This window comes from Planococcus sp. TJ-201, assembly GCF_058268495.1.
In genome coordinates this window covers 210,878-224,175 of sequence record NZ_JBZDOG010000002.1, presented here as the reverse complement: position 1 = coordinate 224,175, position 13,298 = coordinate 210,878, and the positions used below count along the sequence as shown (strand labels likewise).

Annotated in this window: 13 protein-coding genes; 9 read left to right on the top strand and 4 right to left on the bottom strand. The window is 37.9% G+C overall.

From position 1 onward, the window contains the following. Positions 1 to 341: 341 nt before the first annotated feature. Positions 342 to 755 carry a hypothetical protein gene (locus AC4EG4_RS06810; protein ID WP_490987360.1) on the top strand — a complete coding sequence of 138 codons (414 nt, stop codon included), beginning with the start codon at positions 342 to 344 and terminating at the stop codon, positions 753 to 755. Positions 756 to 1,143: 388 nt separating this feature from the next. Here AC4EG4_RS06810 and AC4EG4_RS06805 read toward each other — a convergent pair whose 3' ends face one another. After that, positions 1,144 to 1,437, bottom strand: a complete 294-nt coding sequence (locus tag AC4EG4_RS06805) for a methyltransferase domain-containing protein (protein WP_490987359.1) — start codon at positions 1,435 to 1,437, stop codon at positions 1,144 to 1,146. A gap of 72 nt (positions 1,438 to 1,509) precedes the next feature. Here AC4EG4_RS06805 and AC4EG4_RS06800 point away from each other — a divergent pair, with 72 nt between their 5' ends. The 5 genes from AC4EG4_RS06800 (at position 1,510) to AC4EG4_RS06780 (ending at position 7,190) form a co-directional block, all read left to right on the top strand. Next, complete coding sequence (locus AC4EG4_RS06800) at positions 1,510 to 1,986, top strand: CPBP family glutamic-type intramembrane protease (RefSeq protein ID WP_490987358.1); 477 nt, start codon at positions 1,510 to 1,512, stop codon at positions 1,984 to 1,986. A gap of 493 nt (positions 1,987 to 2,479) precedes the next feature. Next, the gene (locus AC4EG4_RS06795) at positions 2,480 to 3,034 is read left to right on the top strand and encodes a TetR/AcrR family transcriptional regulator (protein WP_490978522.1); all 555 of its coding nucleotides are present in this window, start codon (positions 2,480 to 2,482) and stop codon (positions 3,032 to 3,034) included. 105 nt (positions 3,035 to 3,139) lie between these two features. Continuing rightward, positions 3,140 to 4,477, top strand: coding sequence for an MATE family efflux transporter (locus tag AC4EG4_RS06790; protein ID WP_490987357.1), 1,338 nt, complete (start codon positions 3,140 to 3,142; stop codon positions 4,475 to 4,477). A gap of 410 nt (positions 4,478 to 4,887) precedes the next feature. Then, positions 4,888 to 6,246 carry a right-handed parallel beta-helix repeat-containing protein gene (locus tag AC4EG4_RS06785; protein ID WP_490987356.1) on the top strand — a complete coding sequence of 453 codons (1,359 nt, stop codon included), beginning with the start codon at positions 4,888 to 4,890 and terminating at the stop codon, positions 6,244 to 6,246. 50 nt (positions 6,247 to 6,296) lie between these two features. Continuing rightward, positions 6,297 to 7,190, top strand: coding sequence for an alpha/beta hydrolase (locus AC4EG4_RS06780; RefSeq protein ID WP_490987355.1), 894 nt, complete (start codon positions 6,297 to 6,299; stop codon positions 7,188 to 7,190). Between the two features lie 1,068 nt (positions 7,191 to 8,258). Here AC4EG4_RS06780 and AC4EG4_RS06775 read toward each other — a convergent pair. Next, a complete protein-coding gene (locus AC4EG4_RS06775) occupies positions 8,259 to 9,509 on the bottom strand; it encodes an MFS transporter (RefSeq protein ID WP_490987354.1) in 1,251 nt (416 codons plus the stop codon). 21 nt (positions 9,510 to 9,530) lie between these two features. Next, positions 9,531 to 10,121, bottom strand: coding sequence for an ArsR/SmtB family transcription factor (locus AC4EG4_RS06770; protein WP_490987353.1), 591 nt, complete (start codon positions 10,119 to 10,121; stop codon positions 9,531 to 9,533). Between the two features lie 380 nt (positions 10,122 to 10,501). Between AC4EG4_RS06770 and AC4EG4_RS06765 the strand changes: the two genes are divergently transcribed. Next, positions 10,502 to 10,951, top strand: a complete 450-nt coding sequence (locus AC4EG4_RS06765) for a PH domain-containing protein (protein WP_490987352.1) — start codon at positions 10,502 to 10,504, stop codon at positions 10,949 to 10,951. A 227-nt stretch (positions 10,952 to 11,178) separates the two neighbouring features. Here AC4EG4_RS06765 and AC4EG4_RS06760 read toward each other — a convergent pair whose 3' ends face one another. Then, on the bottom strand, positions 11,179 to 11,580 hold the full coding sequence (locus tag AC4EG4_RS06760) for a hypothetical protein (RefSeq protein WP_490978514.1): 402 nt from the start codon (positions 11,578 to 11,580) through the stop codon (positions 11,179 to 11,181). A 238-nt stretch (positions 11,581 to 11,818) separates the two neighbouring features. Here AC4EG4_RS06760 and AC4EG4_RS06755 point away from each other — a divergent pair, with 238 nt between their 5' ends. Continuing rightward, the gene (locus AC4EG4_RS06755; protein ID WP_490987351.1) at positions 11,819 to 12,814 is read left to right on the top strand and encodes an SMI1/KNR4 family protein; all 996 of its coding nucleotides are present in this window, start codon (positions 11,819 to 11,821) and stop codon (positions 12,812 to 12,814) included. A 12-nt stretch (positions 12,815 to 12,826) separates the two neighbouring features. After that, entirely contained in the window at positions 12,827 to 13,294 is a 468-nt protein-coding gene (locus AC4EG4_RS06750; protein ID WP_490978512.1) for a hypothetical protein, read from the top strand. The last annotated feature ends 4 nt before the right edge of the window (positions 13,295 to 13,298 follow it).

Sequence of the window (13,298 nt, the reverse complement as noted above, 5' to 3'; positions counted from 1 at the left end):
TTGTTAAAGACCTCCGTCACTTCTTTTGATTTTGAATGTAACTTAATGTGAATTAAGTTACATTCAGTTTCCTCGCTCCGTTGACTTGGTCAGAATGCGAAGCGAAAGTGAACTTGCCATAAAAAATGATACATACACAAGACTGTTCTATACGGTTTTAGAGTCGGAATTGCGAAGTACATATTTTACATATAAGTAGAAGGAGCTTCATTTGAAGTTTCTTCTGTTTTTGTTCGTAGAAGTGGACTTTTACGAACGGTTTTGTTTCCATAATTATCTAGCTAATTACCCAACGACCAAGTATATTAGTGTAAAGATAAATTTATAGGGAGAGAAACCTTATGACAAAAAACTTAACTTTAGTATTTTTTTCTTTTGCTCTAATTTTGTTGGTTGCATGTCAAAATGAAAATCTTTCAGACGAAAAAACCGTTAGCAGTGCTAGCGAGATGCAATTATCCGATGTGTGCCCTTTCTCATTAGATGAAATTATTGAAATTGATGTAGTGGATGGTACTTCAGGAGAAACTACAAGTATTTCTAACGAAAATGAGATAAAAAACTTCATTTCTGAATTAGAAAGGATGAAACTGAAGGAAATTCATTTAGAGGATAAAATTGAAGGTTATTTATGGATGGTCAGATTAAAGTCGAATGAAGAAGAGTTTCAACTTACTAGTTACAGCATGGGTGATCGATATTTTGAAGAAAATCCAGAATTTGATAACATTGCCTCGAATCACTTTAAAAATTAATCTTTATTTAAGTAATAAGACATTTTTCCAACCATAATAGTTTAGTTAGTTAAAAACTACGTGAGCGAAACCGGAGCCTGTTTAGTTAAGTTTTAATGCTTGAATTTCGAATGGACACAGGTTTACATATCATTAATTTATCAGAAGTAGTACTATTCAAAAATAAAATACAAATAGGGAAAGTAGTGGAAATCATCACTACTTTTCCTTTCTTATCTATTGGAGTGTATTTATCTTCTGGCTTTAATGATCATTGTGGTGGAAAACTTTTGCGCTTTGTAAAGTGAATAGTAGTGGTCGGATACTTCCCGTTCCATATTCTTCAGTTGGATCGGAACATCCGACTCGACGACTTCTTCAATCGTAAGACCGGATTGAATCAATGAATTTAAATATGTACTGAATTCCGCTGTGGAATGACAACAGGTGCATCTTCCCCTTTAAAGTTCTCGTAACGTCTCAAGCCTTCTTCTTGATAGAATCCTTTCAGCGAAAGAAGTCCATTTTCAGTTTGCAGATGAGCATACAGCGGATGGTCGCAACTAAACAGGAAATAGCCACCCAGTTTTAAATAGGAATAGATCAAGTTGAAGGTACTTTCCACGTCGGTCATCCATCCTATGGCGTAAATGGAGTAGACAATGTCAAAATAATCTTTGGGAAGACTGATATCTTCTTCCAAGGCTGCACAATGTAAGTGAATGGGAGCTATTTCTTCGTAGTCTTTTTCATTTGCCTTCCCGGGATACTATATATGTATCGCTCAGAAAAAATTCACATAAAAGAAAATGATGTAACCGATGGCCAAGGATTAACAGCCCATTTTTTAACAGCCTTTCTTTTCTCGCTGATTGGGGCATATGTTGTTCCAAGAATTTCTATAGGAAATCAGCTAGATATCAGCCGAATTCTCTTGTTTGGTGTCGGTCTTGGTGTCATTTGTTCGATTGGCCACTTAGCTTTGTACTATACATATTTGGTGCCGAGGATAACAAAATCAGACTATATAGAGATTGAAACCCATTATGTGAATACCAGCATTCTGAGCCGGTTGTTTTATGGCGGAATTTTAGAAGAAGTAATATTCCGATGGGGGTTACTTAGTTTGTTTATTTGGTTATTCCAATTGCTGAGCATAGGGAAGGTTATCAGCGTTCTCGCTGCAACTTTTGTTTCCAGCATTCTATTTGCCCTGGTCCATTTGCCAGCCATTAAACTGATTGCTTCATAGCCAAAACCGGCTATGTACGTCTATATGATTATCGGAAACATTTGGGTTGGTTTATTTGCTGGAGTAGCTTTTATTCAAGGAGGGCTATTAGCAGCTATACTTGTGCATATGCTGTTCCATTTGATGTGGTGGCCAATCCAGAGCGGGAAATCCAAAAAGTTCAGTCAAACACTACATACAACAAACTAAATTTGATACCCATAATCTTGCTTTTCATTTTCAAATGGGTAAGTTTCTTCTGTACTAGATTACTTAAGATAGGAACAGAGAAAAGGGAAACTCAAATTCTAATATCAGTTCACACTCAAAAGGGTGATCGAAGATACACATTGAGGAAACCAGAAAATAAGCTAATTGATGCTTACCTTGTCGCCTTCGTGTGAAAGCTTTTTTACGAAAGGTTTAAAAGAGTTAAAAACAAGAACTAAAGATTATTTAAATTGAACTTATAAAACTATTAATGTATTATTAGTTTTATGAATGGGGTGTTTAAATGAAATCTCGAATCATCCAGGCTTTTATAGAAGAAACTCGAGCTAATGGAATCAAATTTACAATGGATGATTTAACTAAGCGATTGGGAATCAGTAAACGGACACTCTATGAGCATTTTTCATCCAAATTAGAGATCTTGGAATCCATCATTGACTTAACTTTATCTGAAATTGATGAACGTTCTCGTGAAATTATTGAAAATAAAACACTTAGTTTACAAGAGAAAATCCGTCAAACCATCAATATAATGCCTGAACACAACGACTTTTATGATTTGCGGATTTTGGAACAGTTGAAACGTTACTATCCAGAACAATGGGAACGAATCAATCGAGAAATAAATCAATGGGATGATTTAAAACAACTTCTGGAAGAAGGAATGGAAAAAGGCCTGATCAAGAAACAAAATATAGATTTGTTGATGAAATTAATTATAGATGCAATCAATATTACACTTGATCAAAAGTTCTTCTCCGATCACAGCATTTCCGTTAAAGAGGCAGTGGAAGCAATCACTGAATTGCTGCTACATGGATTGATAAAAGAAAAGTAGGAGAAAAAGCTGGCTTTGGATAGCCAGCATTTTTTCGAACTCAAAAAACTATTTAAACAAAAAAAGTTTTATTGTTCTCAAAGAAGTGAGAAAGGTGAATTTATTATGAAACAACACGATTCAATAAATCGTTTAGATGTAGACTCAGTCAGAAAATCTTTTGCTCGCTACTTGATTCCTTCAACTATTGGGATGCTGCTCATGGCTGTCAATATTGTGGCTGATGGAATTATGGTCGGAAACCGGCTGGGGTCGGTGGCATTGGGAGGCATCGGAATCGCTTCTCCTATATATACGCTCTTTGTGGCTGTGTCGCTATGGATTGGGGTTGGTGCAGCAACCCGTTTTTCCACATTAATGGGGGCGAAGCGGGAAGATGAGGCACGTACAGTATTTTCACACGCAATCGTATCGATTTTCATCGTCACAATGCTTATCGGACTCGTGGCGTTTCCACTACGAACAGAGCTGGCATATCTTCTCGGTGCGAATCCAGATACGTATCCATATGTCGCTGATTATCTGTATTTGATTTTATTGTTTGGATTTATTTTTACGATTGAAAACACCCTTAGTATTATGGTCCGAAACGATGGCAGTCCAAACTTATCAATGATTGCATTAATTGTAACGGCAGTATTAAATATCATCTTAAATTATGTATTTCTGTTTGTACTGGATTACGGAGTAATGGGCGCAGCAGCAGCTACGTTGATAGCTGGATTTATAGGAATTCTCGTGTTAATCACCCATTTCTTTAAGAAATCCAATAACTTGCGGTTCGTCCGCTTTAAGTTTAACCGAAAGCTATTATTTCTGATTATCATAATCGGGTTCCCAAGCTTCTTATCTGAAGTGGGAATTTCTGTCTTCACTATATCGCATAATGTTGTATTCGAACGTTTGGCTGGTACAGCAGGTGTCTCAGCCTTTGCGATTCTCAATTATGTGCACAGCGTCATGCTTTTGGCTTTTCTAGGAATGGGATCAGCAATTCAGCCACTTGTTAGTTATTACAATGGTTCTGGAGAAAAAGAAAAAATGAAAAAGACACTTCAATTGGCTATCAGTACGGTACTTATTGCTGGCATTGGCTTTTTTATGATAGGTCAGTTTTTTTCTGCTTCCATTGTCAGTGTCTTCGGCGATTTTCCAGTAGCGGTCATAGGCTTGGCGATACCAGGTATTCGACTGTTTTTCATCGCTTATTTATTCATGGGCATCAATTTTGTGATGATGACTTGCTATCAATGCACCGGGCATATCCGGATGGCCGTTTGGATTACTGCAGCTAGAGAAATAATTTTGTTGTTGATTTTACTCAGTATTCTTCCAGTTGTTTTTGGTGTAACAGGTGCATGGCTTGCTATCCCTGTTTCTGAATTTTTGGTTCTTCTGACAATCTTTTTTTATCAGAGAAAACGAACCAAACCTATTTTATAAAGAAAGCATATAAAAGTTAGCCTATTACTAATCTACAAGGTGGAAAAAAGCATCATCACCGAATAGTAAGCTTGAAATTGAGAAAGACCGGAGGAGACAAAGGCTGGAGCAAGGATTTCAATATTTAGAAGCGCTTCATTTCTAGCAGACAATTGGTGCTTAATAGTCTACTGCCACTAATCTGCCAAAAAGAGTTTCGTTTTGCAGAAAATCAACTTTGTGGGAAAAAGCTGGTTTCGAGCGATGAATTAAACAATTAAAGAAATTAAGCCGATAAACATGCTTGAAGAATGGTTAAAAGCTAGACGAGTATATTAGAGTGAATAGTCAAAAATCAAATTATACAGATTTAATAGAATATAATTTCTTAATAACAAGTGACAAAAAGTATGAACAAAATGGAGATGAACATGAAAAAAATACTGATGGTTTGCAGCATGACATTATTTATTCTATTTTTTGGTATGCTCTACATAAATGGGGAAGAGCATGCGGAAATTTATGTAGCGACAAATGGCAGTGACGTAAACACGGGATCAAAAACAGAACCATTTCGTACACTAAAAAAAGCAGCCTCTGTTGCTAGAGCAGGAACAACTGTCTATATCCGTGAAGGTATATACAAGGAACAACTTGTCATCCAACACAATGGAAAATTTTTTAAAGAAGTTATTTTTAAACCGTATAATCATGAAACGGTTGTACTAAGCGGAGAAAATACAAAAAGAGAAGAAGGCGATACGTCAATTGTTACTATTGAAAGTAAAAGCCACATTAGTATTGAAGGATTGCTAATAAAAGATTTAAAAACCGATTTGGCAAATGAAACAGTAATGGGGATTTTGGTAACCGGCTCCAGCAATCACATTACATTGAAGAATAATCATGTTCAGCAGATTGAAACTCACTCAAAAGATGGAAATGGCCATGGCATTGCAGTATACGGAACTGGTCCGATCGAACATATTGCAATTACAAACAATATCGTAGAAAATTTAAAGCTTGGAGCCAGTGAAGCGCTCGTTTTAAATGGTAATGTGAGCGAATTTAATGTGAGCCAAAATATCGTGCGCAGTAATGATAACATCGGAATTGATTTGATCGGGTATGAAGGTGTTTCTTCTGATGAAAGAGTGGATTTTGTACGCAATGGAGTAGTTTCCAAAAATACGGTCCATGACATCTCCACTTATGAAAATCCAGCATACGGCAAAGAGTATAATGCTGGAGGGATTTATGTAGATGGCGGAAAAAATATTAAAATTGAAGAAAATAGTGTCTATCACAGTGATATAGGCATTGAAGCGACTTCCGAACACAAAGGAAAGTATGCGGACAATATCGAGATTGTAAATAACAAAATTTATGAAAACCGTTTTACAGGAATATCAATTGGCGGTTACGATGAGGAACGTGGAGGAACTCGAAATTCAATTGTTTCTCAAAATGTGATGTATCAGAATGACACGAAGGAGATGGGTGGAGGACAGCTCTTGATTCAGCATGATGCAAATGGAAATACAATTGAGAAGAACACCTTAATTGCTGGTCCATCACGCATATTTATTGCAAATTACTTTTTAACCAGTAAGAATAACAAAATGAAACAGAATATTTTTCATAAAGAGGCAGGAAAAGAAGGCATCTGGATTTGGGAAGATAAGGAATTTACTTCTTTTGCTGATTTCAAATCCGTCTCTGAGAGTGATGGAAAGTCGAGTTACCAAGATTCGAACTATATCCCTCCCGAAAATTTTGAACTTAACTAAAAACAGTCAGACACTATTGTATTTGCATGACTTACTAAGGAGCGAAAACTATGAACCAGTTTATCACCATCAATGAGCGAAAAATGGAAGTCGTTCAAAAAGGAAAGAATGGAGTACCTATCATTATTTTACCGGGAATGGGTTGTTCGTATGATGAATGGTTTAGAGTGGTAGAAAAGCTGAGTAAGACGAATAAAATGATCATGTTTCACCGTCCAGGATCAGGTGAAAGTGACATAGGAGAAGAAGAACGTACCACAATGGCGAATGCTAAAGAGGTGAAGCAGCTTTTAGAGAAGTTGGAAATAAAAGAACCGGTCATTCTGGTTGGACATTCCTATGGGGGATTATGCGCACAGCATTTTTCGAAACTACATCCTAAAAAAGTAAGAGCATTATTTTTAATTGATTCTACATCTGAGGACTTGGAAAGACTGGATGAGCTTGAACTTCCTGGATTAAGAGGGAATTCATCTAGCAACAATTGGCTGGAAGATTATCAAAACTATGCAAATACGAAAGAGGAAGAACTTAAAGAAATTATTCATCCCCAATTGACTGAAAGCCAGAAAAAGCTGCCTTTACCTATACAAGAGCAATTAATTCGGTTTCGGCAAAAGCCGAATTTGTACAAAGCCATGATATCCGAATTCGCAAACTTTAAACTGGATGCAAAAACGATTAAAAACCTGGGTACGCTTCATGATATTCCACTTATCGCCATCGGCCGCGACAAAGACTATGTAATTCAAGAAGGTGTCAGCAGAGGTTTGCCTGAGTTGGAACTGTTGATGTTGGAAAATATGTGGCAGCAATTGATACTCGAACAAGGAAAACTTTCGAAAAAGAGCACAGTTAAGTTTGCAAAAAACGCAGGACATTCAATCCATTTGGATCGGCCGGATTTTGTCGTAGCGGCTTTAATAGAATTAACAGAAGGCTAAAATTAAAATCGCTTATGAATAAAGCCTATAGTTCAAAAGCTGTTTTCCGTTCCAAATGGCCATAAATTTGAATTTCATATAAGGAACTTTATTGACCGATTGACCTGGTACAAAGATGAAAAAAGACATTTGGCGTTCTTCGAATAAAAAATGGATTGAGGGAGAAGTAAGTTGTGAAAGATAGGTAACTTAAGGAACTTCTTAAGAAGGCGGGAAAAGTAATAAGTGAACATGAACTGCAGCCGTGCAACGATTTAACCCGAGACATTTTAAAAGAATACTCGCAAACAGAAGGGGCGGGATACAAACCACATCGGCTTAAATTCCAGCATGAGATTCGAGATGGAATTCAGGAAACAATCGACCAAACAGGCAGGTGTTTTGAACACTCTACAGGTCTTCTATTTGAACGCTCTATTTGATGTTACTCCTGGTACAAGTAGTAATCCTGTGCGTGGATGACTCTAAAACCAATTGACTCGTATAACCCTAAGGAATGAACATTCTTCGTCTCCACGTCAATATGGACCGAATAGTTAGCTTCGCTTTGCTGTTTGACGATGTTTCGTAGTACGTTTCTTCATATACCTTTATCCTGGTGTGCAAGAAGAATAAAATCCATGCTTGGCGATCTTCTCGTTGTATGCGAATTTTTCCGACGGTTTCATTGTTTACATCAATCATCAGTGTCTCCCTATCCGGCTCTACGTTGAGCCTGTTTACCATTTCCCGTGCATCTTCCAATGATAGATTGAAGGTTTCCACATCAAGTCGAATTCTCATTTTCAAATTAAAATAGTTTTGCATATTACCTAGATAGAAGCAAGCAGTGATCTTCATGTTATTGAGTGATGAGTAAGATTAGCCGCGCCAACTAAAAAATATCATTTCATGACCTATTTCGGAGTGCGAAAACACATCATACAGGATTACCTATCAGGACATATTAGAAACGGCCAAAATATAGAAACTATAAATGCAGAAAGGGAAGAAGGTGCATTGAAAAGTCCTTTCTTTCTATTGGTGTGGGTTGTCTAAGTGTGAAGAATTTGGCTATCTTGCTTACTTCTAATCTACATTTCTGACAACTTTAGAGTGTAAGAGATAGATGGAAGAAATCACGAGAATCAGCATACCGCACAGCAGCATCACGTTTGATATCGTGAACTGCATCACAAGAGCCAACGACACGAATGCATAAGATAAGGGAACAAGCCCATTTGAAGAGGCATTGACCAAGCTCATGACACGCCCGATTTTATTCGGGTCGGATTGTGCCTGGATCGTAGAAATCAGTGTGACATTGATAAAAGAAGAAAGAATACCCATGAGCGAAAGCAATAGAATTCCTTGCCACAGGAACCCAATTTGACCTAGGAAGGTTAAGCAAACGCCCAAAATGCCAATCATCACCAACATGGTCAAACCTCGTTTTTTCCGCAGATTCAGAATACCTACCAGAATGGCTCCGGCCAGCATCCCGCCTTGATACGAACTTTGCAGAAAACTTAAATCCAACACTTCCCCTTTAAGGACACTATCCACCAGCAAAGGAATCCCCATTAGCAGCGGACCGAAAAAGAAAAAGTTGATGAAGATTAAAATCACCAACATGTTTTTTAGGAAGGGCATTCCCCATACATACGAAAATCCTTCCTTCAGCTCCGATTTCGTGGAGGACCGGTCAGCAACTACTTGCCTTTTTTCTTCTTTAATGAGCGATGAAAACAGAAACGTCAGCAGTAAGAAGCCAGCAATTACTCCGAATAACAGACTGAACGACCCGAGAGAAAGCACCCATCCGCCCAACATCGGACCGGAAAAAAGAGCAATTTGATTGGAACTTTGAATGAAGGAATTCGACCTAGGAAGTGCCTCTTTCGGCACGACCGATGGCAGGAGCGACGTATTTGCAGGTGAAAAAAAAGCATCGACAATGCCAAAACATAAAGCAAAAAGAAGAAGTGCCCACAATTCCAACAAACTGAGTTGCAGCAGTAAAATCATGCCTAGTACCAACAGGCAGCGTACGAAACTGGAGATCAACATGATACGCGACCGACGGAATCGGTCAGCCCAGACACCGCCCAGCGTCATGAAAAAGATCCGCGGCACCATGGTCGCCATCATGACGATTCCCAGCAGGCTCTCTTTTTCCAGAACAGTGATGATGTACCACTGTTCTGCAAACAGATACGTTGACAAGGCCAGGAAAGACGCGGTACTGGAAAGCCAGAGGAAAATAAACGAACGATTGCTGAACAGATTTGGAACCGATTTTTCCTGTACGGTCGCTTCGGTTACTTGGTCAATTGTCATGGGAGTTCTCCTTTCAACCGCTTACTTCTCTTTCCTAAACAATAACTCTTCAATCTGGAAAGCCGTGGTCATCAGGTAGTAATGCTGTTTGTCGGATTCCTCGTCCTCTTCGTTCAACGTCTCCAAGAGTTCTCGGTATTTTTGGGTAAATTCCACAAATTTTTTCTGACTTACCGTAAATTCGGTTTGAAGCGATAGGTTATTCCATTCTTCGACGTTGGAGGAATGCAGTTCGAATGATTGATCAGGTGCCGTCAGCACCCTGGTTTTAGCTCGGTCGATAACTTCCAGGTATGACTGACGTGTGGCTTCCTTGGATTCCACATACGTAAGCAGATGATCCGCTGGAATAAACCCTCTGGCGACCGCCTGATAGAATTTCAGGATATTTCCCCCTCGCTCTTCTTTCCGGACCAACCGAATGATTCCATACTTTTCTAATTCCCGAAGGTGATAGAGAACTTTAGCACGCGAAAGGTTGAGTTCTTGTGCGAGCATCTGTCCCGTATGAGGCTGTTCCACTAAATGAATGAGCATTTTGGTTCGCAGTGGATCACTGATGACTTTCAATTGTTCGTACGTTTCCAGAATAAAAATCGATTGTTGCTCCATTTATTAAACTCCTTTCTTAACCGGTTAACTTTTATTAACATGATTATATACATAGACGATTTAAAAGTGCAACTTTTCTAAAAAAAATTTAAAAACATATAAACTTCTAGTCAGCTTCATTTTACATACAAGAATTTATTAGAAGCTAATTAACCAGAGAAGGCAGAGCAGCGGCTATTCAAAACGCATCACCTGCCTTTATATTTATGAAAGTGTAGTTTTGAGAAAGGTTTTGGTTTTAATGCAAAATAAAACGGAGTAAACGATATTGGAGTATTTTGGTATAATGAAAAAGATTTTTGGTGAATCTTTTAACCATCGAAACTCGTATATTCATCACGGTTTTATTCGACCTTAGAACAAGGGAGGGACGTACTCTAATGGAATTTCGTTCAAAGATTGACCGATTCTTTCTCATAATGAATGGACTTGCCTTGTTGGTCGTGGCCGTTAGTATTTTTTGGCCTTTCTTTATTGAAGATAATATACCTCTGATGGCGGCAGTTTTTCTCATTGGAACTTTTGTTTTAACTTTCATTTTTATGCTGTGGATTATGTTCGACATCAAATATATTTTCCACTCGGATTATTTATTCGTCAAAGGTGGCCCGATTAGAAGCCTGATTCCATATAATGAGATCACTCGCGTCTCACCTACTTCTGATATTTTCACAGGTTACCGGATTTTGTCTTCGAAGGAAGGGATCGAAATTTTCTACAGCTCCGCCATAATGGGTAGCGTAAAAATCTCACCAAAAGAACCAGAGCTTTTCTTGGCAGAACTGAAGAAGCATGTTGCAAAGGGGCATTTTCGAACTAACCCGTATTAAAAGAATACTCCTGAAGCAGACACGATTTCGGATTTCTTACTTATTTATATTCACAAAGTCACTTAAGTTAATAACATCCGAAGTCGTCAGTTTTTTTTCTGATGACGTTTGAATGCAACTTACTTCACCTTAAATTGTATTTACAATAAAGGTAGACACTAAATGGCTCGAAAAAGAATCATTTCATGAGGTTGAAGCGCGAATTTATGAAATTAACACTTCAGTCATTAACCTTCAGCAATTATTACATACAATCTTTTTTCATTATTAACTACAGCTATATACCCTTGGTTTGGGCTAGCTGCTTCATAGATTGCTGTTCCTACAGCCAGCTTGGAAGCTGTCCCATTTTCAAAATCGTCAGCGTCATCAGTTTGAGTTTTAATTTCAAGAGCTTTTTTTCCTAATTTTAATTCTCGGTAAAATTCTCTACCGATATCTTCGACATTTATATAAGTAAGATCATCAACCATAATAATGTCCGCATCTGGATTTTTTGTTAATCGTTCCTTAGGATTTGGGTTTCCAATGTTTTCATCGTTAGTGGGCTGATCTACTGAATCATCATTACAGCTAATAAGTACCAAGGAAACAAAAAATAACAGAAGCAACAGTAAGGGCTTTTGCATAAAAATTCTCCTTTTTAATTGATTTTCAAGTGTATTTCCTTAATATCACATCATTCATTGTCAAACACATCGCGCATTCTCAAAGTTAGGTGATATTAGTTTAGCATTAATGATAATCAGATATTTAAGTTTATCTGCCTAATAAATTATTTTGAATTAAAGGAGCTTATTAAATTTTCGCGAAATCTGATTTTTTTAATAAGATTATTATATCGAGTGAGAAAGAGGTGTTTCACTAATGATGCACAAAGGTTGGAGGCTACACTATTATTACAAATCCACTGAAATGTTTGCAGATAGAAATGGTATTCTTCTCACAGCTGATATGCCGCATCCGTTTTCGGATAAGTTCGTTAATATTGCCAGCAAAGCTGAAATGGAACATATACATCCGAAAACAAAGGAGTCCATTCAGTATCGGCTGTCTGAATATGCACATGGCAATTATTTGGTTCGTTATTTGCTAGTGGATTTAGAAGAAGAACATGTAGCAGTGTGGCGGAAAGTCGAGCCGCTTGAACGAAGTGTTTCGGACTACAGGAACGAACCATCTTCTTCTGACGATACGTATGGAGTTTATATCGATGTTCCAGGATTAAAAGTCTTTATTGATGGCTACCAAAGTCAGAGTTTTCAATCGATCTGGAAAGAATACGATGACTTTTTAAATGACATATGCCAGCAATATTTGATTCCATTGAATCCCGGCAATGCCAAAGAAACGTGTTTACAGGTACTGGAATTATTGAGAAAAGAATCAGCGGATGAGTTTGTAACCTTATATCAGCTTTGCAATGGGCAAGATGAAGGGCAATGGCTAGACTTTATTGAAGCAGTGGGAGTTGCTTATGGGCATCTCAATGGGTACCCTTTGATGACACTGGAAGAAATACTGGTTGAAGTGAAAGAATCCGTAAAACATGAAGGTGTTAGAGCACCTGTAAAATCTATACCCGCAGGATATGTGAAAGATACCTTTATGTTAGGGAATAAGATACCCTTCCATCATGATGGAGGAGGCAATTTTACTGCCATTGACCTTGACCCGGATATTAACGGATCGTATGGCCAAATTATTTCTGTCGACCATGAGTACGACGAGAGGGTTGTACTGGCCCAAAGTTTAAAGGAATATATCCTGATTTTGTATTATTTCGTGAAGGAACTGGGTGTCATTGACAATGGCGAAGGATTTGATGGTGAACGGCCTATGGGCAGCTATATCCGAAAGTGAGGAGTGAATTTTATGGAGTTGAAGCTAACGAAATGGGAAGAAGACTATGCTAAATGGCCAAAATCCGATGTGTTTATTGCCCATACAGAAAAAGATGCATCGCTTATTTCTGAGATCAAAACTTTTTTTAAAGAAAACAATATTTCCTTCGCAACGCCAGAAGATGCGCGAGTCGCGAAAGAGTATGTTTTAACAATGGTTGGACCTTCACCGGTCCGGGATAGTTACTTTTTTCTATTGATTGGCACCGAAGAAAATCTACATGATGAAGAGATTCAAGATTGGTTGTGGCATGCAGCACAATTGAACAAATCATTAATCAATCTAAAATTTTCTGAAGAAGTACAGCCGTCTGTAACTAATTGTTATTATTACAATGAAAAGACTAAGCAAGTGCAATTCAATGAGATTATGAACCGTGTCCGAACGGAAATACGCGATCCAAATTGGGTTTTTCCCCAGAAAAGGACACTCGAATAAAGAG